The sequence below is a fragment of the Methanosarcina hadiensis genome (assembly GCF_046529725.1).
GTDB classification, from domain to species: Archaea; Halobacteriota; Methanosarcinia; order Methanosarcinales; family Methanosarcinaceae; genus Methanosarcina; species Methanosarcina hadiensis.
Genome location: NZ_CP136241.1, coordinates 3,117,138 through 3,142,262, shown reverse-complemented (window position 1 = coordinate 3,142,262; position 25,125 = coordinate 3,117,138). Strand labels below are relative to the sequence as shown.

General features: G+C 41.4%; 25 protein-coding genes and 2 pseudogenes. 10 read left to right on the top strand and 17 right to left on the bottom strand.

Annotated features, from left to right (window positions below; genetic code table 11):
• Window positions 1-352: 352 nt before the first annotated feature.
• Window positions 353-1,063, top strand: a complete 711-nt coding sequence (locus RSJ42_RS13495; protein WP_410507790.1) for a YkgJ family cysteine cluster protein — start codon at window positions 353-355, stop codon at window positions 1,061-1,063.
• Window positions 1,064-1,523: 460 nt separating this feature from the next.
• Here the strand turns inward: RSJ42_RS13495 and RSJ42_RS13490 are convergent, their stop codons facing one another.
• The 5 genes from RSJ42_RS13490 to RSJ42_RS13470 form a co-directional block, all read right to left on the bottom strand.
• Window positions 1,524-2,855 carry a uracil-xanthine permease family protein gene (locus RSJ42_RS13490; protein WP_410507789.1) on the bottom strand — a complete coding sequence of 444 codons (1,332 nt, stop codon included), beginning with the start codon at window positions 2,853-2,855 and terminating at the stop codon, window positions 1,524-1,526.
• Between the two features lie 582 nt (window positions 2,856-3,437).
• The gene (locus tag RSJ42_RS13485) at window positions 3,438-4,124 is read right to left on the bottom strand and encodes a 2,5-diamino-6-(ribosylamino)-4(3H)-pyrimidinone 5'-phosphate reductase (RefSeq protein ID WP_410507788.1); all 687 of its coding nucleotides are present in this window, start codon (window positions 4,122-4,124) and stop codon (window positions 3,438-3,440) included.
• Window positions 4,125-4,245: 121 nt separating this feature from the next.
• Window positions 4,246-5,097 carry a CBS domain-containing protein gene (locus tag RSJ42_RS13480; RefSeq protein ID WP_410507787.1) on the bottom strand — a complete coding sequence of 284 codons (852 nt, stop codon included), beginning with the start codon at window positions 5,095-5,097 and terminating at the stop codon, window positions 4,246-4,248.
• A gap of 69 nt (window positions 5,098-5,166) precedes the next feature.
• On the bottom strand, window positions 5,167-5,625 hold the full coding sequence (locus tag RSJ42_RS13475; RefSeq protein WP_410507786.1) for a universal stress protein: 459 nt from the start codon (window positions 5,623-5,625) through the stop codon (window positions 5,167-5,169).
• 19 nt (window positions 5,626-5,644) lie between these two features.
• Window positions 5,645-6,754, bottom strand: a complete 1,110-nt coding sequence (locus tag RSJ42_RS13470) for an amidohydrolase family protein (protein ID WP_410507785.1) — start codon at window positions 6,752-6,754, stop codon at window positions 5,645-5,647.
• A 553-nt stretch (window positions 6,755-7,307) separates the two neighbouring features.
• On the opposite strand from RSJ42_RS13470, the gene RSJ42_RS13465 reads away from it, so the two are divergent.
• Together RSJ42_RS13465 and RSJ42_RS13460 are read left to right on the top strand one after the other, a co-directional pair.
• Window positions 7,308-7,634 (top strand): DUF167 domain-containing protein, encoded by a 327-nt coding sequence (locus RSJ42_RS13465; RefSeq protein WP_410507784.1) that lies wholly within the window; start codon window positions 7,308-7,310, stop codon window positions 7,632-7,634.
• An 81-nt stretch (window positions 7,635-7,715) separates the two neighbouring features.
• Window positions 7,716-8,168: a toprim domain-containing protein gene (locus tag RSJ42_RS13460; RefSeq protein WP_410507783.1), complete on the top strand. Its 453-nt coding sequence runs from the start codon at window positions 7,716-7,718 to the stop codon at window positions 8,166-8,168.
• Window positions 8,169-8,433: 265 nt separating this feature from the next.
• Here RSJ42_RS13460 and RSJ42_RS13455 read toward each other — a convergent pair whose 3' ends face one another.
• A complete protein-coding gene (locus RSJ42_RS13455; RefSeq protein ID WP_410507782.1) occupies window positions 8,434-8,622 on the bottom strand; it encodes a DUF356 domain-containing protein in 189 nt (62 codons plus the stop codon).
• A 170-nt stretch (window positions 8,623-8,792) separates the two neighbouring features.
• Between RSJ42_RS13455 and RSJ42_RS13450 the strand changes: the two genes are divergently transcribed.
• Complete coding sequence (locus RSJ42_RS13450; RefSeq protein WP_410507212.1) at window positions 8,793-10,040, top strand: RNA-guided endonuclease InsQ/TnpB family protein; 1,248 nt, start codon at window positions 8,793-8,795, stop codon at window positions 10,038-10,040.
• Window positions 10,041-10,085: 45 nt separating this feature from the next.
• Here RSJ42_RS13450 and RSJ42_RS13445 read toward each other — a convergent pair.
• Window positions 10,086-10,286 (bottom strand): annotated as a pseudogene (locus RSJ42_RS13445) (DUF356 domain-containing protein); the annotation flags it as partial.
• An 890-nt stretch (window positions 10,287-11,176) separates the two neighbouring features.
• Between RSJ42_RS13445 and RSJ42_RS13440 the strand changes: the two are divergent.
• The 3 genes from RSJ42_RS13440 (at window position 11,177) to proC (ending at window position 14,852) form a co-directional block, all read left to right on the top strand.
• Window positions 11,177-12,520 (top strand): glutamate-5-semialdehyde dehydrogenase, encoded by a 1,344-nt coding sequence (locus tag RSJ42_RS13440; RefSeq protein WP_410507781.1) that lies wholly within the window; start codon window positions 11,177-11,179, stop codon window positions 12,518-12,520.
• Between the two features lie 140 nt (window positions 12,521-12,660).
• The gene (proB, locus tag RSJ42_RS13435) at window positions 12,661-13,818 is read left to right on the top strand and encodes a glutamate 5-kinase (protein WP_410507780.1); all 1,158 of its coding nucleotides are present in this window, start codon (window positions 12,661-12,663) and stop codon (window positions 13,816-13,818) included.
• A gap of 221 nt (window positions 13,819-14,039) precedes the next feature.
• A complete protein-coding gene (gene proC, locus RSJ42_RS13430) occupies window positions 14,040-14,852 on the top strand; it encodes a pyrroline-5-carboxylate reductase (RefSeq protein WP_410507779.1) in 813 nt (270 codons plus the stop codon).
• A 685-nt stretch (window positions 14,853-15,537) separates the two neighbouring features.
• On the opposite strand, the pseudogene RSJ42_RS13425 reads toward proC, so the two are convergent.
• A pseudogene (locus RSJ42_RS13425) lies at window positions 15,538-16,197 on the bottom strand (peroxiredoxin).
• Window positions 16,198-16,811: 614 nt separating this feature from the next.
• Entirely contained in the window at window positions 16,812-17,468 is a 657-nt protein-coding gene (locus RSJ42_RS13420; RefSeq protein ID WP_410507778.1) for a peroxiredoxin, read from the bottom strand.
• Window positions 17,469-17,803: 335 nt separating this feature from the next.
• Between RSJ42_RS13420 and RSJ42_RS13415 the strand changes: the two genes are divergently transcribed.
• The 3 genes from RSJ42_RS13415 (at window position 17,804) to RSJ42_RS13405 (ending at window position 20,296) form a co-directional block, all read left to right on the top strand.
• Entirely contained in the window at window positions 17,804-18,784 is a 981-nt protein-coding gene (locus RSJ42_RS13415; protein ID WP_410507777.1) for a YbgA family protein, read from the top strand.
• A gap of 35 nt (window positions 18,785-18,819) precedes the next feature.
• Window positions 18,820-19,911, top strand: a complete 1,092-nt coding sequence (locus RSJ42_RS13410) for a hypothetical protein (protein WP_410507776.1) — start codon at window positions 18,820-18,822, stop codon at window positions 19,909-19,911.
• A gap of 205 nt (window positions 19,912-20,116) precedes the next feature.
• Window positions 20,117-20,296 carry a PspC domain-containing protein gene (locus RSJ42_RS13405; protein ID WP_410507775.1) on the top strand — a complete coding sequence of 60 codons (180 nt, stop codon included), beginning with the start codon at window positions 20,117-20,119 and terminating at the stop codon, window positions 20,294-20,296.
• Between the two features lie 322 nt (window positions 20,297-20,618).
• Here RSJ42_RS13405 and ftsY read toward each other — a convergent pair whose 3' ends face one another.
• The 8 genes from ftsY to RSJ42_RS13365 all read right to left on the bottom strand — a co-directional run bounded on the left by ftsY (window position 20,619) and on the right by RSJ42_RS13365 (window position 25,109).
• Window positions 20,619-21,875: a signal recognition particle-docking protein FtsY gene (gene ftsY, locus RSJ42_RS13400; protein WP_410507774.1), complete on the bottom strand. Its 1,257-nt coding sequence runs from the start codon at window positions 21,873-21,875 to the stop codon at window positions 20,619-20,621.
• Window positions 21,876-22,065: 190 nt separating this feature from the next.
• Window positions 22,066-22,497, bottom strand: coding sequence for a prefoldin subunit alpha (pfdA, locus tag RSJ42_RS13395; protein WP_410507773.1), 432 nt, complete (start codon window positions 22,495-22,497; stop codon window positions 22,066-22,068).
• A 5-nt stretch (window positions 22,498-22,502) separates the two neighbouring features.
• Entirely contained in the window at window positions 22,503-22,679 is a 177-nt protein-coding gene (gene rpl18a, locus RSJ42_RS13390; protein WP_410510373.1) for a 50S ribosomal protein L18Ae, read from the bottom strand.
• Window positions 22,680-22,738: 59 nt separating this feature from the next.
• The gene (locus RSJ42_RS13385) at window positions 22,739-23,398 is read right to left on the bottom strand and encodes a translation initiation factor IF-6 (protein WP_410507772.1); all 660 of its coding nucleotides are present in this window, start codon (window positions 23,396-23,398) and stop codon (window positions 22,739-22,741) included.
• 31 nt (window positions 23,399-23,429) lie between these two features.
• The gene (locus RSJ42_RS13380) at window positions 23,430-23,699 is read right to left on the bottom strand and encodes a 50S ribosomal protein L31e (protein WP_410507771.1); all 270 of its coding nucleotides are present in this window, start codon (window positions 23,697-23,699) and stop codon (window positions 23,430-23,432) included.
• Between the two features lie 19 nt (window positions 23,700-23,718).
• The gene (locus RSJ42_RS13375; protein WP_410507770.1) at window positions 23,719-23,874 is read right to left on the bottom strand and encodes a 50S ribosomal protein L39e; all 156 of its coding nucleotides are present in this window, start codon (window positions 23,872-23,874) and stop codon (window positions 23,719-23,721) included.
• A gap of 225 nt (window positions 23,875-24,099) precedes the next feature.
• The gene (locus RSJ42_RS13370; RefSeq protein WP_410507769.1) at window positions 24,100-24,738 is read right to left on the bottom strand and encodes an alpha hydrolase; all 639 of its coding nucleotides are present in this window, start codon (window positions 24,736-24,738) and stop codon (window positions 24,100-24,102) included.
• A 5-nt stretch (window positions 24,739-24,743) separates the two neighbouring features.
• Window positions 24,744-25,109, bottom strand: coding sequence for a DNA-binding protein (locus tag RSJ42_RS13365; protein WP_410507768.1), 366 nt, complete (start codon window positions 25,107-25,109; stop codon window positions 24,744-24,746).
• Window positions 25,110-25,125 lie beyond the last annotated feature (16 nt).

Sequence of the window (25,125 nt, the reverse complement as noted above, 5' to 3'; positions counted from 1 at the left end):
TCGATAAACTTTCAATGATCTTGATCGGAATACCTGATATTCCATAAAAGCCTGAAGTAAGAGACTATGGTTTAATCAAGCCTTGAGTTTATCATAAAGAGAAATGCTACTAGTTAAATGTTACGGATATCGGGAAAATTCAGGCATAAAAATATGGCAGATATACGTAAGGTATAAATAATTCTATCTCTCGAAGATGTGTATGAATCTCCTGAAAGTGTAAGAGCTGCTTAAAAGAGCTGCTCAATAACTAGGTTTAAGGGCTGCTTAATTACTAATTTTAAGGGCTGCTTAATAACTTAATATCGCTAATAAAAACCGTATTCTTAAAACCGTATTCTTTTCCGAAAAGGTGATTCCCGTAAAAAATGATCCAATTGATGCCAGGCTTGCTGAAACACAGAAAGAACTTCTGGATTTAAAGAAGTTCGCTAACTCCGAATTCATCGGCATAATCAAGGAACTCGGATTCAAATGCGAACTATGTGCCCGCTGCTGCACTAAAGAGTTTAACGACCATGTATTTCTGCTTGATTCGGACCTGGAAAGGATAAAGAGTATAGACCCTGAAGCAATCACTCCTGCTCCGTACTATGAGTTTTGCGACCAGAACGGCAGGTTTTACGTCTCCGGCTATGCCCTGAAAACAAAATCTGACGGCTCCTGCTTTTTCCTTGAAAATAAGAGATGCAGGATTTATGAGAGCCGCCCTTCGATCTGCAGGGTATACCCCCATATGTTACATAGAGAAGCCGATGAAACAGGAAAAGTGGACTGGCGGCAGATAAGCGGCTTAAACGAACATGGGAGCTACCATTCGGAACCTGACGATTCCACATGTGAGGAAATTGCACGGGATACCAGGGATTATGAAGAAGCCTATCTCAAACAGATGATTGACTTTTTCGAAGCTGTAAAGGTCCATTTCAAAAAGAATGGCTTAAAACATGTCCAGAGGATCTATGACCGCAAAATGAGGGAATTTCTTAAAGGCGAGTGCAAGATTGAAGTTTTTGTATACTGCAAAAGCGGGTTTGAAGAGCATATTGTCAGGCAAGAATAAAGCATTCAATAAGCAGAACTGCCAGATCACGGGAAAAACATATTGTCAGGCGAGAATAAAATGACTCTTAAAATAATAAATCTAAAAAGAAATAAAATAATTGAATGCCTGTATTTGTGGGAATAAGCTTGATCTTAGTGTCTGACTCTCTTAGTGTCTGACTCTCTTAGTGTCTGACTCTCTTAGTGTCTGACTCTCTTAGTGTCTGACTCTCTTAGTGTCTGACTCCGGCAGTCGGATTTTAACTGCGGTCTGTTTTTCGTCTGTTTTTCTATTCGTTAATTATCCGTGTCGATGGCTTTGAGGATGTTTTTTCTTAAAGTCATTGATTGTTCTTAAATTAACTTACAGTTTTACCAGCTAAATACATGTAAACCATGCTTCTCAAATATTGTGAGCTATCGCCAGCGATGCTTGAATTCTACAAAGCATAGGTCGAACCAAAAATCCCTTCCTGGCATTAACTCTCAGTCTTTAATATCAGGTGCTCAAGCAAGATTACAATAATTACCCCCATTACAAACCCATTTCCTATGATTGGTCTCAGTACGGGAGGAAAAGTTGTCAGAAGCTCAGAAGGAATAAAGGCCAGCATCGTTGCGATCAGGATGGGAAAACCCACTATCAATCCTTCATTATACCCACTGATGGCTTTTCTTTCTGCAAGCATGAGCAGCCCTGAAGCTATCTGAGCACTCATCAGATAGACCAGAACACTTCCTATCACTACCGAAGGAATACTACTGATAAAATTGACCGCTGCGGGTAAAAAGGACAGGATGAACAATCCAATACCGGCCGGAAGCAAAGAATAGCGGGAAGCGCAGCCCGTGGCGGTAATCAGTCCCGGGCTAAAAGAGAAATTTACAGGCCCGACAACTCCGAAAAGGCCTGCCATGACATTTCCAAGCCCAGTAATCCCAACTCCTTTGCGGACACGCTCTTCCATCGAACTGGCGTCTAAGAGACTTCCTACGGATTGGATCGAACCCAGGTCATTTATGGAGAGTGCCAGATAACAGAACAGGAAAGAGAGCAGGACTCCTGGATCAAGGGCAAGTTTAAATGAGAGGTCTTCAAAGAAAAGCCCGAACATGGGGAGTTCTGGAACGGAGACAGAATACGAAGGGACCAACACTGTTAGTAACAAAGTGTGAATAATACTCCCAAAAAGAATGCCACCGACAACTACAGTTGCTTTCCAGACCCCTTTTAGCATTTTATTGGCAATGAACATTCCAAGACAAAGCAATACAGCAAAAGAGAGATTGAAAAGGGGAAAGAGGACTGATTCAGGAGAAAAGATCAGGTTAAGAATTACGGGGGATAAGGTAAAGGCTATAAGAATAAGGATTACGGAAACTACTCTTACCGTGAAAAGCTTCTGCACATGAGCAAAAATCCCGGAAAAAGAAACCAGAGCCAGTAATAAACCTCCGATAAAAATAGATGTTGATATGAATTCAGGTCTGGCGCCTTGAGAAGCTATTATTCCTATCAACAGGACGGTTGCAGGCCCCAAGACCACAGGCAAACGATGCCCCCGTAATACCTGGGCAATAAGTACGATGGAAGTAACAAAAATAAGCTTTTGTATGTATATAATCTGCTGGCCAGGATCAGCATATTGCATTGTAGCAATCAGCTTTCCTATAATTAACAGAGCCGGGATGCTCACAATAAACCACTGCAGACCGTATATTATCATTTCCAGTCCTTTAGGGCTGTCATCTAATCCGTATTTTAACTGCATTTCTTTCTCAGTTCCTCCATTGTATAAACCCTGTTTCAAAACTCAGGGATTTTACATTTCCTGATAAAGATCTTAATTCGCAAGAAGAGCATGTCTTTAATCAAAATCAATATTCAAGATCTAATGACTTCAGTACAAAACTCTTCTTACATGATTGTAATTAATCATAAATCCCGTGATTTTCAATCTTACATTCATCGCTGGATTCTGGTGCTGAGTCCTTATATTCATTAAATAATGAGTTCCTGTATTCATTAAATAATAAGACTATTAAGAATAAGACCTCGGAATTATATATGCATACTGAAAAATATTGTGTCATATAATAAAGAAAAGATAATGAATGCAACGGAATGCTTAGAATTTTTTGGCCGTTCTGCCGGAGATTCATACCTCAAAACCAGATCATAGGATTAAGGTTTTGTACAGATAAGTTAAGGTTTTGTACAGATAAGTTAAGGTTTGTACAGATAAGTTAAGGTTTGTACGGATAAGTTAAGGTTTTGTACGGAGTTATCTATTGGCATCTCTTCCCAAACCAGAATTGCGTAAATACTTCTTCCTTAGTTAAAACCGTAAGGAAAGGAAGGAAATAAAAAAAGAAATAAAGAAAAGAAAGTTTCAATTTCTTTTCCCTTTAACTTTCCACTTAAGGAGCACTCCCTCTTCTATTTTCTCAGCCGAAATCAGTTCCAGTCCCATAATCTCGGCTTCGGTAAAACCTTCACCGTCCGTAAAGGTTGGGGCTGTTTTTCCTCCTATAATGAGGTTTCCAACAAAAGTGTATATCTCATCAACAAGCCCTGCTGAGATCATGCCCCAGTTCAGGGTAGCACCCCCTTCAACCATGAGGGTATTTATGCCCATTTCCTTCAATTTCGCAGCAAGCTCCGAAAGGTTAACCTTATCCGTTCCTGTTTTTATTACCAGGGCTTTTTCTTCCAGAATTTTAATTTTTTCTGCCTGGGCGGAGTTTGAGACAGCTATTATCCTGAGCCCTTCACCTTTTTTGAAGATATCGGCATCCGGAGGGGTTCTTGCAGCGCTGTCCACAACAACCCTTACAGGATTTTCGCTTTTTCCCGAAGCTTTTCTTGCGGCTTTCCTTTCAGGGGATTTTACGGTCAGGCTCGGGTCATCGGCAAGCACGGTCCCTATTCCTACCATTATTGCATCTGCTTGAGCCCTGAGTTCATCCATTCTCTCAAAATCAAGTTTTCCGGAGATTTTCACCTGCTTTCTCTCCTTCGTTGAGAGCTTGCCGTCGGCTGACATTGCAGAGTTTATAAAAATAAAAGGTCTGTCCATTTTTCGCTCCTGAAAAAAGCATTGAATAAAAGGCGGTTTTTTTAGTTTAAGATATCTTTGAGCAGGAGCCTTAGCCATACTGCTCCGCTCAAAATATCTGCATCGGCATTTTGCCGCTTATTCAGGATTCTATCAGGGGCTTCAGGAGGTCGTGGTCTCTTAAGAGCCCCTGAAGCTTGCGGTTTGAATTAATGATAGGTATCTGGTCGATCCTGTTGCGTTTCATTTTTCGTGCACAGTCACTTATAGAAGCAATATATGTAGCCGTGATCGGTTCTCTAATCATTATATCGCTTCCTATGAGATTGGGAACCTTTATCCTTGAAACACTGTAGTAGATGCTCATGGTGTCTCTCATGGATTCCCATGTCCAGGCATCGTCGTCCTGGCCTGCGGACATGTCCGACATCTCCACGCTATCTTCAATAATACTGGCAGAGATAATGTCACGGTCCGAGATGATCCCTATGAGCTCGAGGGCAGAGTCGAGTACTGGAACCGCCTTGACACCGGCAAGTTCCATTATCCTTGCTACGACAGGTAAGGGAGTTTCACTGTAGATCGCAACTACCTCTTTTTCCACATAATCTTTAATAGGAGTATCTATGTTCATATCCGCGATTGCGCCAATGACGTCAGCAACCGTAACAAGCCCAACTAGTTTTCCTTCATCGACTACCGGAAGTCTTCTAATGCCGTGCTGAAGGAGCAGGCGTGCAGCTGTCTGCAGGTCCGATCCAGGGGATATGGTTATCGGGTCCCGTGTCATAAGAAGGGCAAGCTGTTCTTCTTCAGGGTTTTGTAAAAGGTTTGTCCTGGTCACTATCCCCACTACTTTGGAATCTTTAAGTACCGGAACTCCCGAGATATGTTTGTTCTTAAGAATTTTGAGAACCTCGTCTCTGGAACCGGGCAGGGTCGCACATGCTACGTCCCTTACCATAATATCTTCTATGAAGATGTTTTTTGGCATATTTACACCTGTGTTATCCTCTGAATCTGGATTATTTTGTTCTAATGTTTCTTCAAAAGGCTGGCAAAATCAGCTCGTTTCTCCACTGCGGACTACCATTACCGGAACTTTTGAGCTTCTTACTACTTTATCCGCAACGCTTCCGAGGAGGAACCTGTCAAGCCCGGTTTTTCCAAGTGTTCCCATTACTATCAGGTCAGCGTTGTTATTCTCCGCGAACTCGATAATCTCATTAATCGGGTGTCCTTCAAGGACATTCTCTCTAACCTCTACCCCTGCAGCTTCTCCCTGGCTCTTTACAGCAGAAACTGCTCTCTCACCCTCCATTTTTAGAATCTGGTACATTGCTTCCCAGCCGCCTTCCGAGCTCATAGGTATTGACGAAAAAGAAGATATGTCCACCACATAAAGTGCGTGAACCGTAGCCCCACTCAGTTTTGCAATCTCAATTCCATAAGAAATTGCCTTCTGGGTATTCTCGGATCCGTCTGTTGCAATTACTATGTTCCGGTAAAACTCGCTCATCATGTCTCGTTCTCCATTTGCTTTACGAATGAAGTACCGCTAATATATCGTCGGGTCTTGCCCTTTTTGTAATTCCGTTTACAGGGTCCTGTATTCCTGCAAGATTATTCGAATTACCGTTCAGGATCATTAAATTGGCTTTATTCCCCTTTTCAATAGAACCCGTGGAATCTGGTTCCATTACAAAAGAACCATTAAGTGTGCAAATTTTAAATACTTGCCTATCGTCTATCGAAAATACTTTAGACATGAATTCCATTTCAGCAAACATATTTACAGAATTTAACATTACATTATCTGTCCCGGCTGCTACCCTGATTCCAGCTTCAAGCATTTCTGCTATTGGTGCCATTCCTGCTCCTGTTACGAAGTTCGATCTCGGGCAGACAACAACCGGAATTTCTGCCTGAGCCACTTTATCAAGGTCCTTTTTTGTGGCATGTGTAAGATGGATTAGCAGGTCCGGCTCCAGTGATAGGGCTTTTTCAATGTCGCTTCTGTTCTTTTCTCCGGCATGGATTGCAAAAAGCTTTTTTCTATCCCGGCTGCAGGCTGAAATCTCCTGCAGGAGTTCCATTTCGAGGTCGTTTGCTCCACTCATTCCAATTCCATCCGAATGCAGCAGAATTCTCCTTACTTCCGCGAGTACTATTTCCAGAGGGAGCTGGGGTTCTGCCGGCCTTCCGAATATCAGGGAGTGAAGTTTCATTCCTTCGAGGGCTTTATTCAGGGCTGCAACTCCTACAACTCCCCCTTCCCTAAAATCCGCAAAAGCACAGGTCCCTGTCTCTACCATATCCAGTAAAGACCTTCTAATATGTTCTATAAGTATTTTATATGAAGTCTCCCTGAGAATTCTGTGCTTTAATCCGTCGGGTGGCTTTACAAGGGAATCAAGGTCTCTCTGAATCCGAAAACCGGAAGTTTTTCCAAGTACAGGGTCTTTGCAAACCGAATCGCCAAGATGAGTATGAGCATTGACAAAACAGGGAGCTATTATATTTTTAGAATTTGTACGTTCCTCTCCAATTTCCGTAACTTTCCCATTTCTTACGCAGATGTAGCCCTCAATGGGTACAAGCTCGGGGCCTGAAATAATTGTTCCGGAAATTATCTGTTCAGTGCCGTACATTATACGCACCTCTGTTATTTTTCAAACGCCTGTGCTCAGTTTATGGGAAACCAAATATATACATCATATATAATCTTTCCTTAAGCCCTTTTCCTGCTATTCGGATATCTTTTTTATACCTTCAATCCCAGGGTATTTTTCTAATCTTTTAGATTGATTCTCCTGAGCATTTGCACAATTTAAAAATTATTCTTACCGATATATTTATTAGTTAGTAAATATATATATGGCCTCCAGCGCATTGTATAGGTCCTTGCACGAGATAATGGTAAATCCTGACTGTGAGTGTACAGACAACCCCAATGCGGTACATCGATAGTGTGATACTGCCCGGCACGAGGGTAACTGAAAGGGACTGCGGAAAACCAGAGTGTGATCTTTCGGAGTTAGTGCGCCCGGGCTACAGCACTATTTATAAATACTCATTTTATATAATTGATCAGTGTAACCATCTTGAATTATAGTCTGCTTGTTTTCAGCTATTTTTATATCTAACGAACTCATGTGAGTTCAGGGTTACTTTACTACCGATTTATATGATATATTCAAAAAGATGACACACATGTCCTTCGAAGAAGCTATAAAAGCTCTGGATTCCGGTATTATTATCGATATAGAAGTCACTCCGGGCTCCAGGACTCTTTCTGTTCCAAGCGGCTATAATGAGTGGCGCAGGAGAATTGAAGTAAAGCTGACTAAAAACGCTCAGAAAGGGAAGGCAAATGAACAGCTTATCGAAAGCCTTGCCGAGCTATTCGGGATAAGCGGTTCGGATATCCTTATAAGCAGCGGAGCTACAAGCAGCAAGAAAACATTATTGATAAAAGGGATCTCATATCAGCAAGCAGTTTCGGTTTTTGGGTCTCATTTAAAAAGCTGAAACCTAGAAAATATGATTAAGAACTGCAAAATCCTGTTCTCTGAATGTATCCCTGTTTAACAAAAAAGGTTGAAGAATAGCGTGACAGATGTTGATGTCTACAGAAAAAGGCTGGAAAGGATTGAAGAATTGCTCCTGGAACTTTCGGAACACTCTGAAAAAGGAGCAGTGATTATTGTTGAAGGAAAAAGAGATATCCTATCCATGAAACGGCTGGGTATTAAGGGCAGCTTTGAGCTTGCAACCCGGCACTCTCTTTTTAATTTCTCTGAAAGGATAGCAAACCTCGGCTGTGAAGTTATTATACTTACGGACTGGGACCGGAGAGGTGACATGCTTGCAGCTAAACTTTCCGAATACTTTGAAAATTTCGGGATAAAGCCTGAACTTCAGATCCGAAATAAACTGAAGTTAATTACGCAGAAAGAAATTAAAGATATAGAAAGCCTGTATACTTATGTTTCCAAACTCCGATCAAAAACAGGTTCTTCTTCGAATCCCGAATATGATATGGACCTGGAATTCGAAAGTTGACACTATAGTATCAAACTTCCTGCATTCAGGTAATGTTTGAGTTTGAAATCTGACAAAAAGTATTCCTTAAAATTTTCTCTTAATTTCTGCTAAAACCGGCTCTAAAATGCTTAAAAACAGACCTCTTAAATGCTAAAAACTGGTGTCTTAAAAATAGTTCCAGCTAGTCTCTTAAAAATAGTTTTCTTTTTCTCAATATGCCTGAGAAAAAGAGGGATTAAGAGAAAATAAAGCTTGATCTTTATAGTCGCTTAAAAAAGAAGGCTTATTCCTTATGCATCGGATTGACTGATTCTCCTTTCTCCTGAATCATATCCATGCTTTGAGAGGGTTTTTGATGGTTGAAGGTCCTGTCAAATTCCGGATATTTCGGAAATTTGAAAGTCAGCTCTTCAAACATTTTATGTCTTGGACTTATGATAATTATATGTGCAGGCGGGTGAATTTTCTTCAATCTGCTAATCGCCGCTCCAGCATGGTTATTTAACTCTAAGGCGGGAAGTCCCCTTCCTCGACAGCCATCAGGCTGGCAGGTGGGGGATGAAAGCCGTCAACTTCCCGACAATTTACTTTTTTAAATTCTGATAGCCTATTTATACACAGACCTCTTGTTTATATACTGCTATGCATCTAACGACAAAAGTTAAGATTTATCCAACAGAAGAACAATTGAAAGTCCTTTGGGAACTTTCAGATAAATGTTGTTCATTGTATAATCTAGCTTTAGCCGAAAGAAAAGATGCATGGAAACTTGAAAGAAAGAGCATCAAGTACGTGGATCAACAAAACAAATTGCCGGATCTCAAGAAAAGAAACCCTGAATACAAAGCTGTTTATTCAAAGACTTTGCAGGGCGTTCTAAAAAAACTTGATGCAAATTATAGATCTTTTTTTGCACTCAGAAAAAATGGAGATCTAAAAGCCAGACCTCCAAATTTCAAAAGCAGGAAATATTTTCAGACAATTCCGTATAATCAAAGTGGATTTTATCAGATTGGTTGTGTCATTTCTTTCTCTCATAAAATAAATGACACCAAACTTGTTTTTGATCTCGGAAAGAAATTTGAAAATATAAAACAAATCGAGATCTATAATGATGATCCTTTCCATGCTAAAGGAGATTTCTATATTTCTGTTACTTATGAAGTCTCTGCACATGAGTACATTGATAATGGTTTATATCAGGCTAATGATGCCGGGATCACAAAAATAGTAACAGCAGTAAATACTCAAGGTAAATTCTTTGAAGTTAAAACTCCAAGAATTGATAAGTACTGGCAACCAAAACTGGATGCTCTAAAATCCAGGAGAGATCACTGTAAAAGAAAGAGCAAAAAATGGGTAAGGCTACACAATATTTATCGTAAAATGGAGAAAAAGAAATCTAATCAGCTTAGAGATTTCCAGCATAAACTATCAAAGAAAATGGTCAACAATACTAAGGCCAATACTATTATTGTGGGAGATCTGAAAACAAAAAACATGGCTCAATCCAAGAGACTTAAAGGAAAAAGAAAAAGAGCTATGAATAGATCTACCCAAAATCAAGGATATTTATCTCGCTTCATCGAATTTTTAGCCTATAAAGCTGAACTTATAGGTAAAAAAGTAATAAAAATTGATGAAAGCTATACTTCCAAAACGTGTTATGTTTGTGGAAAAATCCATGACATGCCACTCTGGAAACGAAATATGGAATGCGATTGTGGCAATTTTATTGATAGAGATTGCAATAGTGCAATCAATATCATGGTAAATTTCCTATTGCAGAATGCCTTGTGGACAGGCTATCAGAAATTCTCTGATAATCTTCGACAAACAGGATTACCGATGTCGGAAAGATTCTTAGAATCTTACCATCAAATGACGTAATCACTCGAAGGAAGCTCCGTCCTCGCCATCAGGCAGGGCGGGGTAGTTCACCTCTACAAGGGCCGCAGAGTTGCATTTTGATTTGAGTGATACGCCCATTACACTTACCAGAAGCTCATCAGCATAATTTGGTTCAATGCACTTGGGAGTTGCTGAAAATTGAATGTGCCCGTATCGTTCTAAATCATGTAATGCTATTTTTACTTTGTCCGAGTCGTCTGCCCGGACTAATGCGAATGATTTCATTTTTTACACACCACCAATCTACTAAAGTTATCCCCATTTCGATATGGATTTACCCCTATAATAAACTTTGTGTATGAAACGGCTTGGTAGGCTACCATTATTCCCTGGAGAATACAGTTTCGCCGCCATATTATCTCTGCTATAAGTGGTTATTTTGAGCTTTAGTTATTCCGTCCGCTCTTCTTGACAGTGATATGCTCAAAAATTACAGGGATATTCCACAAATACCTTTTTTCAAGATTTCGTATGCGTCTCCATGAATGAAGCTGCGTATTCTATACTTATATGCATCGTATATATATTCGTTTTGAAATAATATTTCTTCACAAGAAACTTTGATTAATGCTTCATTTTAGTTGCTTTTTTTAGAAAAACATATTTTTTTATTTACTATTATATTATTATTTTTTCAGGCCCTGTACATCCCGTTTTTTAGTTTCCTGTTTCATCCCTGAGAACCCTTTTAAAGGGTTTATTACTAAATATACAGGCGTTTAAGCCTCAACCCATCTTTTAAACATATTAAACATCATTTTAAATTGTATAAAAACGTCAATATATAAGCCTTCCTGACCGGATTCTGTTGCAGAAGCCAAAAGTTACTTTATCAGATGGGATCTTTTATTTAGAACCTTACCGTATCATATACCGGAACAGCATACAAAAATATTTATTACAGGACTCTCTGTGTTCTTTTTTCATCTCAGTGTATGAAAAGAACTCAGATACTTTGCGGACTGAGTCCTTTCTATCATAATCTTTCACCAGTTGCATTCTATGAAATCTTTGCGCCCTGCAAGTCTGATTGGATAACTGGACTGGTTTAAAAGCCTGTTTCCAGCCTGTACATATGAGGTCTTTACAATTATCACATAAGAACGGTGAGTATAATGGATAACGATATTGAAACTAAAGTGATTAAAGCGAAAAAAGCTTCAATTGAGCTTTCCAGTGTAAGTGAAGAGGTAAAAAACAGGGCTCTTGAAGCTATGGCAGAGGCCCTGGACAAAGAAAGAAAAATTATCCTTGAGGCAAATTCAAGGGACCTCGAATATGCAGCCGGACTGAAAAAAGCCGGAAAGCTCACCCAGGCTCTTGTAGACCGGCTCAAGGTCACGGATTCAAAGATCGACGGGATGATCGCGGGAATCAGGGATGTAGTAAAGCTCAAAGACCCTGTAGGGGAAACTCTTTCAACACTCGAGCTTGATGAAGACCTGGTTCTCTACCAGATTAGCTGTCCTATAGGCCTTATAGGTGTTATTTTTGAGTCAAGGCCGGACGTTGTACCCCAGGTTATGTCCCTCTGCCTGAAAAGCGGGAATGCAACCATTTTCAAAGGTGGAAGTGAAGCAAAGGAGTCAAACCGCACCATTTTTGATATTCTTGTAAGAGCCATAGAGTCAACCGAGGGTATGCCGGAGGGAGCTTTCCAGCTCATGGAAACAAGGGAAGAGATCATGAGCCTTCTGAGCCTTGATGCATATGTTGACCTTCTTATCCCGAGAGGCTCAAACGAATTTGTCAAATTCATCCAGGACAACACAAAGATCCCTGTACTCGGGCATACAAGCGGTATCTGTCATATTTATGTGGACGAATTCGCTGATCTGAACACCGCCTGGAAAGTTTGTTTTGATGCCAAAGTTCAGTACCCTGCAGTCTGCAATGCCATAGAAACCCTGCTTGTAAACCGCAACATTGCAGAAGCTTTCCTGCCAGAGATGGCGGAAATGTATCTCAAGGCAGGGGTTGAACTGCGCTGTGATGAGGACAGCTATTCTTTACTTGCGGGAAAAGGCCTTTCTCCTCTCTCGAAAGCTACTGAAGAGGACTGGAGCCTTGAATATAACGACCTGATCCTTTCAATAAAATTCGTGGATGCCATAAAGGAAGCAATCGACCATATAAACACCTTCGGTTCTCACCATACGGACGGGATAATTACCGAAAATGCTTCACGGAGAAAAGAATTCATAGGGCTTGTTGACTCCTCAAGCGTTATGGTGAATGCTTCAACCCGCTTTGCAGATGGTTACCGTTATGGAAAAGGTGCAGAGGTCGGGATAAGCACTAACAAAATCCATTCCCGCGGGCCTGTTGGTATGGAGGGGCTGCTTATTTACAAGTATATCCTCATGGGTAAAGGTCAGATTGTTGCTGACTATGCAGGAGAGAACGCAAAGCCCTATACTCACAGGAAGCTTGACCTGAAATTTGAGGATGTAAATTAATACATCCTTGAATATTTCTGATATGTTTATATATTTGAATTGAAATACCAGCGCAGGTTAAAGTGCAAAAACCGGAAATCCCGGCTGCGGCTGAGGATCAACTGCAGTTGCCTTCCAAATAACCTTAAGAGGCACTTCCATTGACAGAAAGAGAACAATTTTTCCGTGATGTTAATAAAATCGTTGTTAAGATCGGAACTTCTTCGATCACCAGAAAGGGCTGTGACAATACTAAAGAAAACTGCAATATTGACCCGGAGTTTATGGAAAACATAGCTTTCCAGGTATCAGAGCTCAGAAAGCAGGGAAAAGAAGTAATCATCGTAAGCTCGGGAGCAATAGGCGTCGGGTTGAATGAGCTGGGTATAGCTCCCAAACCCCGTGAAATCCCTATCAGGCAGGCAGCTGCAGCTGTTGGGCAGAGCATACTGATGCAAGACTGGAGCAGGGCTTTTTCCAGATACGGGATGAAAGTTGCTCAGATCCTTCTTACCTATGATTTCTATTCCGATAGGGTAACTTATCTTAACCTGAGAAATAGCATCTCAACCCTTCTGGAATACGGGGTTGTCCCGATAATAAACGAAAATGACTGTACCTGTACAAATGAGATTGAAGCAATCTTCGGGGACAATGACAAGCTCTCTGCAATGGTTGCGAGCAAAATTGATGCTGATCTCCTGATCATCCTTTCTGACATTGACGGGCTCTTCGACAAAAACCCAAAGACACACAGTGATGCAAAATTGCTGACACTAATAAAGAGGATCACACCCGAAATTGAAAGCTATGGGGGTGACCCTACAAGTTTCAAAGGTGTAGGAGGGATGAGGACCAAGATAAAAGCTGCAAAGATCTGCAGTATGGCAGGCTGCTATGTTGTGATCGCAAATAGCGAGGTAGAAGATGCTGTCCTGAAAATTGTCTCGGGAGATGAAATAGGGACTCTTTTCCTTGCTGAGCGGCATATTCAGAAAAACCGTGCTCGCTGGATCATCCTTGCCAGGGCTTCAGGTACGGTACGTGTGGATGCCGGGGCAAAAGCTGCGGTTCTCGGGAAAAACAGTCTGCTTCCGGCAGGCATCGTGGATGTTGAAGGAACATTTGATCGGGGAGACGTTGTAAAGCTTGAGTGTGACGGCAAAATCTTTGCAAAAGGGATTACCGATTACACCTCTGAAGAATTAATGAAAATAAAAGGTGTTCATACAGACCAGATTGAAAACGTTCTGGGATACAATAATTATAACAACGTTATAAAAAAGGAAAATATCGGGATTCTGGAAGAATTAAATTAATCCACCTGGCTCACGAAAAAATTCAGAGCCCTCTGGTTTTAGGATCATTATCTCTTAAATTTACAATTAATTACTGATAATTTACAATTAATTTAGGTGATTTCGTTTAATTTAGATCGATTAGATTAATTTAGGTGATTTAGAATAATTTAGGCGATTTAGGTTAATTTAGTTTAATTTAGATTAATTACAGTTATTTTCCGGAACAAGGAGATTTTTACATGATAAACCGAAAAATTGGATTCATCGGGGCAGGAAAAATGGGTTCTGCTCTTATGCAGGGCATTATTAAAGCCGGAATCGTACCTCCCGAAAATATCGGTGCAAGCGATGTATATGAGCCTTTTTTAAAAGAGCTTCAGGAAAAGCTGGGGATCAGGGTATCAACCGACAATACTGTTATTGTCAGGGAATCCGATATTCTTATTCTTGCGGTAAAGCCCCAGACTCTGGGTTCTGTGCTTGAAAATCTGAGAAAAGAAATTACTTCTGATAAACTCGTGATATCAATTGCTGCAGGAGTGCCTCTTTCTACCTATGAAGGAGCTCTTCTTGAAGGCACGCGGGTTGTGCGTGTTATGCCAAATATAGCAGCCACGGTTTCAGAGGCTGCTTCGGGTATTTCCCCTGGGAAGAACGCAACTCCAGACGACATGAACGCTGCCCTCGAGATCTTTTCTGCGGTCGGCACAGCAGTCCAGGTCCCGGAATCCCTGATGGACGCAGTTACCGGCCTTTCAGGCAGCGGGCCTGCTTTTATTTTCCCGGTTATAGAAGCTATGGCTGACGGTGCTGTCCTTGAAGGCATGGACAGGAAGAGTGCATTAACCCTTGCAGCCCAGACCGTACTCGGAGCTGCAAAAATGGCACTTGAAACAGGCATGCACCCCGGGGAACTCAAAGATATGGTTACCTCTCCTGCCGGAACCACTATTCAGGGAATTCATGCCCTCGAAGAAGCCGGAATCAGGGCAGCCTTTATGAATGCAGTCATAAGGGCAAGTGAACGCTCAAGAGAACTTGGGAAGAAGTAAAAATTACTTCTTTTTTCTTGTTTTCTACCTGTTTTTTTCTTATTTTCTACCTGTTTTCGCTCATTCGGGTTCTTTTTTACAAGTCTTCAAAACGTAAATTTCCTAAGACAAAATTCGCTTTCGAGACAAATTTTTCTTTTTTTCTGCTTTCAGGCATTCTTTCTGTTATTTGCTCTTTATTTTTTTAATATAGTTAATGATTAATTGTTATAAATGCAGGTAAATTTTATATATCAGTGGCATCAATATTACTTTCTATCTGCTAAAAGCTGAGCATGCATAACAGGGGCTAACGGGGGTCATAGTTCCTGTTCCGCGCAAGTTCTTACTATGATCTTATTTGTGAATCATTCGAATCCAGATGATATTGGGCAAGTCTCCGGAGCCATGGATTTCTCGTCCATAGTTTGTTCACGAGTGAACCTGAGAAACCGAGCCTGAGAGACTGAATTTAACTGAAAATAAGTTGAAATAAACAATAAATTTGCGATAAATCAGGTAGAACAGGGTTCTGGACCTTCTCTGTTCGCCATGAGGGGAATCTCTTATGGGGGTAAGAGGTTCCTCTCCAGACCCTTCTTATTTTTGTCTGAGCAATTACTCGATACAGGTTTCCGATCTAAACAATAGTAACGTTTTTTTATGTCCTTAAATACGCAAATTAAGTTCTTTTAATGTTTCTGAATTATTTCCGGGAATCTTTCTTCAGGCACATAAACCAGTCAAGACAATAAATACCTTCATCCTTTTCCTCACGCCTTTCCATCACTTCTTCCATTGAACGGGGAACTGCAACTACAACATCATCTCCTGGATGCCAGTCTGCCGGAGTTGACACATTTTCGGCATCGGTTTTTTGCATGGCAGTTAGAAGTCTTTTAATCTCCTACAAACTCCTCCCGTTATGTACAGGATAATAAATCATTGCCCCGATTTTTGACTCCGGATTTATAATGAATGAAGCCCTCACAGAGTGGGCTATTGAGCCTGCGTTCTGGACCATGCCGTATTTCCTTACAATTTGCCTTTTATGGTCGTCAATTATAGGGAATTTAATTTCAACATTTTTCATCCCTTTGTATTCAATTTTTTCCTGGATCCTTTTAAGCCAGGCGATATGGGAAAAGATGCTGTCTGTAGAAAGTCCTATCAATTCGGTGTTCATTTGCTTAAATTCTTCATGCATACTCGCAAAAGTCATGAACTCAGTAGTACATACAGGTGTGAAGTCCGCAGGATGGCTGAAAAGAATTACCCATTTTCCTTTGTAATCTTCAGGAAAATTGATCACTCCCTGAGTCGTCTTAGCTGTAAATGAAGGCGCATCTTCCCCTATCATTGGCATGTGTATCTGCTCTACTTCTACCATAAACTCTCCTCTTTTCCTTGCTCCGGTTTTTTGTATATGGGTGCTGACTTCGAATCACCGGGAGTGAAAACTAAAAGCACTGTTTGTACCCTCAAACGTCCCCAAAAAACAATCCAATATTAAAAAACGACCCAATATTATATTTATTTTTATATATTTCTCTTCTGAGTCTTGAGGAAAAGTTTCTCTTGTTAAAGTTCTCTTGCTAAGGTTCTCTTGTCAAGAACGCGAAGGAATAATGAAAAACACCCTAAATAATAAAAATATTGAACTCCTGAAGAAGCAGAAATAGGCTTTGTTTATGAACGCACTATAATATAAATGGATAATATAAATGGATAATATAAATGGATAATATAAATGGATAATATAAATGGATAATATAAATGGATAATATAAATGGATAAGATAAATGAATAGGATGAATAAATAAAAAAGATTGGAAACATCCAAAAGAATACGGTAATAGTAAATTCTCAATTTCGTCTTCTTCTTCTTTCTGATTTTAGAAATAAAAGAAAAAAATTAATAATTAGATTTTTTTTATTTAGAGGCTTCTTACTTTAAGATCCTTTATTATCTCATAATTATTATTTGGCATCTTTTTTCATGCAGAGGAACCAATCAAGGCAGAATCTGCCTTCTTCTTGCTTTCCAAGCCTTTCTTTGACTCCTGTCATGGTATTTGGAGCCGGGATAATCACATCTTCTCCTGGCTGCCAGTTAGCCGGAGTAGCAACTTTTTCGGCTGCATTTTTCTGCAGGGCGGTTACAATTCTCTTTATCTCCTGCATATTTCTTCCGGTTGACTGAGGATAATACAGTATTGTCCTGATCTTTGCCTCAGGATCAATAATAAATACCGCTCTTACAGCCTGCGTGGTCGAAGCTTTTGGCTGGAGCATACCGTATTTTTTTGCTACGTCCATCTTCAGGTCTTCTATCACCGGGAATTTGACCTCGATATTTTTCATTCCTTTATATTCTATTTTCTCTTCTATCCTCTTAAGCCATGCAATATGGGAAAAGACGCTGTCTATGGAAAGACCTATGAGTTCGGTGTTCATTTGTTTAAACTCATCCTGCATACTGGCGAAAGTCATGAATTCCGTAGTGCATACAGGTGTAAAATCTGCAGGGTGGCTGAACAGGATGACCCATTTTCCTTTGTAGTCCTCGGGGAATTTAATTACTCCCTGTGTGGTCACTGCGGTAAATGAAGGGGCATCATCTCCAATGAGAGGCATACTTATTTGTTCTGACGCTATTTCTACTATGTTTTCACCTCATTTTATTTTGCAGCGTTTTTCCGTTATCTGAAGCACGACATCAGGTAAAATAGGCACAAATTAATGAAAAGCACTACCTGTTCCCTTAATCGTCCCCAAAAACTACCTTACTATTCTTTTTCATTGTTATATATCATTTACTGATTACGGAAAAAAATCCTTTCTTTCTGGAAATTCTGCTTTCATAATCTTTTTTATAATATCTCTTCTTATTTCTTAATCAAGTCTCTTGCTCCTTTTTTTTGTCCTGAAAGCCATTTAATCCAAGTAATTCCTTTTTATATGGGGGTTAGATGAGAGAATTTCCTCAGCCGAAGGTTGTTGTCAGCAGGTGCCTTGAGTTCGGCCACTGCCGATATAATGGAGATATGATCAGCAGTCCTGTAGTGGCAAAACTTAAGAATCACGTTGATTTCCTGCCTGTCTGTCCAGAAGTGGAAATAGGGCTTGGAGTGCCAAGAGACCCTGTAAGAATAATCCGCGATAAAGAAGGTTACAGGCTTGTTCAGCCTTCGAGCGGGAAGGATGTCACTGAAAACATGAAAGCTTTCAGCTCGAGTTTCCTTGATTCTATTGAAGGTGTTGATGGTTTTATTCTGAAGTTCAGATCGCCCTCTTGCGGGCTCAAAGACGTGAAAGTCTATCCATCTGCCGATGGGCAGGGAGTTGTTGAAAAGTCTTCAGGATATTTCGGAGGCGCTGTTCTGGAGAGGTATTCTTTCCTTCCTGTTGAGGACGAAGGCAGGCTCAGAAATGCCCGGATAAAAGAGCATTTTCTGACAAAACTCTTTACATTTGCAGCTTTCCGGAAAGTAAAATCCGAAGGCAGCATGAAGGATCTGATACGTTTCCATACGCAGAACAAATTCCTTCTTATGGCCTATAATCAGGCTGAACTCCGCAAACTGGGAGATATTACTGCAAACAGAGAGAGGAAACCCTTCGAAGAGCTGATTTCAGATTATGAAAAACACCTGTACAGTGCTCTCTCCAGAGCTCCCAGATACACTTCAACAATAAACGTTTTGATGCATGCTTTTGGACATTTTTCGGATCAGCTATCGGGCCGTGAGAAAACCCTGTTCTTTGATTGGATCCAGAAGTACAGGGAAGGAAGGACTACGCTTTGTCCTGCAATAAACACAATCAGGTCGTGGATTACAAGGTTTGAGACTGATTACCTTATGAATCAGACCTTTTTCGAACCATATCCTGAAGATTTGATGGAAATAGACCCTATTGAGTCTCATTTGAGGGAAGACCTCTGGAAGTAAGGTTTTACCAGGATATTTCTGGATGGACGTGAATCATGAAACCCGGAATTAAACTGACTTTTGTTTTATTACTCGTTTATGCGGTCGGATTTTTCTTTTTCTGGCCTGTTTCTGAGGTATCCGTGAGTTCTGGCAACGAAGAGGCAGAGAGGAACATGCCTGGATCTGAACATGAGAATCTTAACTCTTCCGGGGCTCTTGTGACGGAAGAATTTATAGAACCCGGGAAATCTTCAAGATCCTATTCCTGGAACTATGAGGGTTACAGATGGCATCTTACTCTACTGCTTGATGATAAGCTCTATGATGCATATGAGTCCCGGACGCGTAAAAGGGAATATGACCTTTTTGCCTCTGACCCGTATGACGACTGGTTAATTAAAAATATTGCAAATGCTCTCCTTTCTCTTTCAAAGGAGTACGGGCTTGAAGAAGATAAGATTCCGGGACTCTGTGTTTCCTTTATCCAGTCCCTTAATTATACTTCAGACCTTACAAGCTCAGGGTATGACCAGTACCCCCGTTTTCCCTATGAGACCCTCTATAATAACGGCGGGGATTGTGAAGATACCTCAATATTATCGGTAGCAATCCTTCAGGAAATGGGCTATGATGTCGTACTTCTGGAACTTCCCGAGCATATGGCTCTCGGAATAAAATGTGATCCCGATACGAAAGGCAGAAGTTTCGAGTATAAAAACAATCATTATTACTATCTCGAAACTACAGGAAGCAACTGGGAGATAGGGGAGATGCCTGAAGAGTACGAGAATGAGCCAGTTGAGGTTATTCCTGTATACAGAAGGCCCCTTATTTACCTTGATTTCAATGCCCAGTGCGAATACTCTCAAAAAGAAGGAGTGGTAGACGTTAATGTCACTTTAAGGAATGTGGGTTCCGAGGTTGCGGAAAATACCACCATTTATGTTGCCCTTCAGGCAGATCGTGAGAGCAAAGTATGGGACCAGATAGAGAGTGATCCGGTAATAATCGAGCCTGAAGAAGCTTATCAGTTTACTGCAAAGGGGCTCAGGGTTCCCGGAGGCAAGACTTTCAGGGTATATATACAGGCTATCGGGGAAAATATCCTGTCTGAAGAAATTATGAGCGAATGGGTAAGTATCTGATAGAAAGTTCTTCCTTATCTACAGGTTAAGTTTCAACCAGAAACTTCAATAAACTTCAGCAAATTCGGAAAAACGGAGAGTTACTTATAAATTGTATATATACAATTCATTATATTAAGGGGAATTGATAATACCCTGAACGATTTACCGGTCCGGTATCCTTCGGACGGCTCAGGGTGTTTTTCCGGTGTGGAGGCAGAATGATATGAAGAAACTGTACAGGTCAAAAAGAAACAGAATTATTGCCGGAATATGTGGGGGTATAGGTGAATACCTTGGCGTGGATCCTACGCTTGTAAGACTCTTATGGGTGCTTCTTTCTCTGCAGGGAATCGGAATAATCGGCTACGTTATAGCCTGGATTATAATCCCTGAAGAACCTTAAAATCCGGGAGCTCCAGCTTCCTAACTAGCTTCTTTTTTTAAGTAGACTCGAGGTAAGCAAGTAAAATAAGTAAGCATAGAATAGGTAAGCATAGAATAGGCAGGCAGGTAAAATAGGTAAGCATAGAATAGGTAGGCATAGAATAGGCAGGTAAAATAGGTAAGCAAGTAAATAATACTTCAATATTATTTTTGTAGTTAAGTTCCCGGAAATGGTTTCCCGGGAGCCTTTCAATATGCTGAGTCTTAGTTTACCCGTAATTACAAATTTCAGTCCACTGATAACTTACTGCCCTGGCTGAAATCCTCAGTTCTAATATCATTTACTCGCCGAAAAGCTGGTTAACAAACCATTCGGGATCAAATTTCTGAAGGTCCTCATAGTGCTGCCCAACTCCGAAAAAGAGGATAGGCTTGCCTGTGATATAAGCAATGGATATGGCAGCACCTCCTTTGGCGTCTGCATCGATCTTTGTCAGGATTGATCCGTCGATAGGGACAGCATCATTAAACTGTGCAGCTCTCTCAACTGCATCGTTTCCGGCAACTGCTTCGTCCACGAAGATAATAAGGTCAGGAGAGCTTACCCTGCAGATCTTTTCCATCTGGGCCATGAGGTTCATGTTTGTATGCATGCGTCCTGCCGTGTCAGAGAGCACGAAATCTATTTTATGCGCCTTTGCATACTGAACGGCATCATAAATGACTGCAGCTGGATCGGCTCCTGCCTGATGCTTTATCATCTTTACTCCAAGCCTGTCTGCATGAATTCCAAGCTGGTCGATAGCACCTGCCCTGAATGTGTCTCCTGCGGCAAGGACTACGGAATAACCTGATTTAAGCAATCTGTGAGTCATTTTTGAAATGGAAGTCGTTTTTCCTGTCCCGTTAATCCCTACAAAAACGATATGAACTGGCCTTGTCCGGTCTTTGATGTACTCATCAAAATCAAAGGTATTGGCAGATACAACATCAAGAATTGCTCTCTTTAAGGCTGCTTCAACTATTTCTCCCGTATTGCTTCCGATCCTTTTTGTTGTTCCTGTAAGCTGCTTCTTCACGGACTCAACAATTGCCTCAGAAACCGATACCGCGAGATCGCTTTCCAGGAGGCCCATCTCGAGCTCCCATAAGGGCTCTTCAAGGTCCTTTTCGTCCAGGTATACTTCCCTGTTAAATACGAGAGCTTTAGCTTTCTGAGTAAACCCGACTTTCGGAGTGAGCTTTTTGAAAAAGGACTTTTTCTCTTCAACAGGCTTTTGCTCGATTTTTTCTGTTTCTCTTTTTTCTGCAGCCCTTTTTCTATCTTCAACTTTTTTCCTGTATTCAGCTTTTTTCAAATCCTCTATTGAAATGCGGGCGATTTCCTGGGAAGCAGTTCCTTTTTCGGGACTTTCTTCTTCCAGAGCAGCCTCGATAGTTTCTTCTTCAATTATGGGCTCAATTTCCTCTTCGAGGCTTTCTTCGCTTTCAGGCACCTGCTCGACGATTACAGGCTCGACTTCTACTGCTTTTTCGTCTATCTTTTTGCTAAATGCCTTTGTAAAACTCCCAAGTTTCTCTTTGAATTTGTTGAACACAGGATCCATCCCGAAAAGATCAGTAAAAAATAGGTAATTGAATAATGAAATAATTGAAGTCAGATAATTTGACTAATTAAAGTTGGCGAACTAATTAAAGCTAATGATATTAAAGCTAATGATATTATTCGATTATTGAATGCAATTTCCGAATTCTTAGAATCGGATGCCTGTTCCTGAGCCAGGGGGTTTATGCCTGGCCAGGCTGTTGAAGTTTTGCAGCTTCTGTTTCAAGGGACTGCATTCCCTGTGCAAGCTTAGTCAGTGAAGCGTTCATCTGCTCAAGGATCTTTGTAAGCTGCTCTTTGCGGCGGTTAAGGGTATCAATGGCTGCCTCTGCAGTTTCTTCCGCACTGAAGCCTGCACCGAGATTTACAATAACTTTATCCGGGTTCTTCACTTCAGCATAAACGTAAGAACCAAAACCTACCGGTACCATTGTTTCCGCAGTCCTGCCTGCATTTGAGGCTGCTTTCAGCTCATTTATCGTATTAATTGCCTGATCGCAGCTGGCAATTGAAGCCTGCACCATGCCCATTTCCTGCCTGAGCGCTTCAGCCTGCCTCTGGAATTCCTGATGCCTGGCTGCAAGATTTCTGATCTCTTCACTGACTTCTGCCATATCCTTCACTCCTCAGCTACGCTTTCGATCTGGATCTGGCTTCTTTTAATGCCGTGCTTGCTTCCGAAGATCGAAAATGTCTTGTCGGTTGCATTCTTTTCGTTCTGGCTTTCGACCTTCTTTGTGAATTTTTCCCAGGAATTTCCTGCTTTAAATTTGCCTTTAACAATAAAACTCTTCATCATTACCACTCTCTTGCTGTAACTTTGTTCTGGAACAGATGGATTGGATAATATGATGTTTACCCCAGGAACCCGAGGGCTTCCTCAATTCGCCCGAGTTCCGGCCCTGTTGTTTCGGAACCTGCTATATAATTCTTTGAATTAGCTAACAGCCCTGAACCAAGCATCTGAGTCCCGAAGTTAGTTGTTCCTATATTTACCGGAAGCCCGAAGATCTCTTCCAGAGTATCTCTTTCCGTAACTGTCACTTTAGGGTGTACGAGAAGACCTTTATTTGTAACGACTCCTGCCATCCCCACATTCTTTATTCCGGCAATTGTTCCCCTGTAAACCTCTACCTTAAGGGTTCTGGAAATGGCTTCCAGAGCTCTGTCCGATAGTTCGGGGTGAACAAGGGCTGCGGAATCGTTTGCAAGCACAATGTTTCCAACTGCATTCAGCCTGTCCGGAAGGATGCCTGCAGGGACGCCTAATATTTCCTGCATCTCTTCGACATTGGACCCGTAAGGAAACAGAAATCCATTTGAGTTGCCCCTGGAAAGGGCTCCTACTACAGTGCTTCCGTTTATAAGGGTTTCAACTACCCTTACGTTCAGGGTCTCTTCCAGGATAGTGCGGACCTCCGGCTTTGTCAGAGGAGGAACGAGAGCAAGGTCTTCTGTACAGGTTGCAAATACCCCTATAATTGAGGTATCGTAGATATCCACTGTTCGAATCATATTCTTTGATTTTTCGCTTTATCTGGTATATTTACTGGGCAAGCTCTGCCTGTACTTCACCATCTGCGAATTTAACAGCCCTTACCCTGATTGAGAGAGGCGGCTTCTCACAGCCCTTTTCCCAGAGGCGTTCATTGATGGTTTTGTCCAGTTTTACCTGCTCAGATTCGGTCTTCATGTGCCTTACAAGAAAGTCCCTTACTTCTTTAACTGCCCTGTTTGCCCTTTTCCATGAAGGCACTTTCCTTACTTCTCTGAGAGGGATCGTGTATATCTGCTCTTTTACCATGTCGTCTGCCATTATTTCCCACCATCCTCGCTTACTTTACATCCAGGCTTCTTCTTCTCCAGTGCCTGCGCCTTGGATGACTCACTACCTTCCGGTTAGTTTTAACAATAGCCCATACAGGGACTCTCGAATTCTGCATGTGCGCCTTTGCAAGACGCTTCTTCTGTCCTTTCATATTATGACTCAAGTGGATCACACCTGTTGACCTGTAAGTAATTTAGTTCCTTTAATTTGTTATATCCGGTAATTTGCTGATTGTGATTTCAACCCTTAATGCGGTTTACCGTGCTTGATGGACGGCTGGTCTAAAAACCGTTCCTGTAAATTGTATGATAGTATGAAGTTAATCTGCAGCAGTATAGGGGTTGAATATAACTCGATTCTATAAATCTTTATTCCAGAATTTTTCCCCTCAGGGAGGCTTCCAGTTTTTAAACACGTCTGCTTCTTCAGGAAATCTCTTCCTTGAAAGCACATGAGACTGGAAATGAACAGGAAATAGTTCCCTTATTCTCTCCTCTCCCTGCCTCTGGCGGATTAACTCCCTGAGTTCTGTTTCGTAATCTGCTTTCTGTGTACTCTCACTCGGGCCCTGTTCGATATTCAGGTAGCATCCGACAAGAGAATCCACCACCTTTTTGCCGTAGCCTTTAAGGGGGCAGAAATATTGAACTCCCAATCGGTCTTCAATGCTTCTTATCTGTGAGATCGAAAGCACAGGAACCCTGTCATCCCGCCTTGTCCCGTCTGCAATCATTTTGACTGAAGGCTCAAGAGCAAGGGTTTCGACAGCTCTTTCGTGGATGTAATTTATAGCTGCTCTCGGGAACCCTTCTTTCAGTACCAGCTTGTATGCTTTTTCCAGGATTTCCCGATCAAGAGAAAGGGTCCTGTGGGGAAAACGTAACTCTTTTGCAGTTTTTGCTGCGATTTCTCCCGTAGGGAGCAGTCCGAAGTTACAGGTTACGAGTTCGACCTCGAAAAACGGTTCCAGTAAAAGGGCAGAGAGTGAACTGTCCTTACCTCCACTGAAGAGGACCGAGACTTTCATTGTGCTTAAACCCGGGTTATGGACGTCTTGCGTTTCTTTGGCTGCATACGCATCAGAAGTGTTTTCAGCTGCTCATCGTCTATCTGGGACTGGAGCCTTCCGCTCTGGGCAAGAGAAATCAGCTGTAACTCAAGCTGTTCTCCGAGGGCTGGTCTTGACATTTTAAGGGTTGTCAGACGTTCCCTTGCTTCGGGAGTCAGGATCTGCCTCAGTATAGCCTGCTTTTGAGCTTCCATTTCAGCTCTTGCCTGCTCCTGCTGGTATGCTGCCTGCATGTCAGGCTGCTGCTGTGCCTGCTGCTTCTGTATCTCTGCAAGTCGTCTCTTTCGGATTTCTTCGAGTTCGTCATCCATATTTGACATGGCAATCACCGAAAAAACCGGTTTT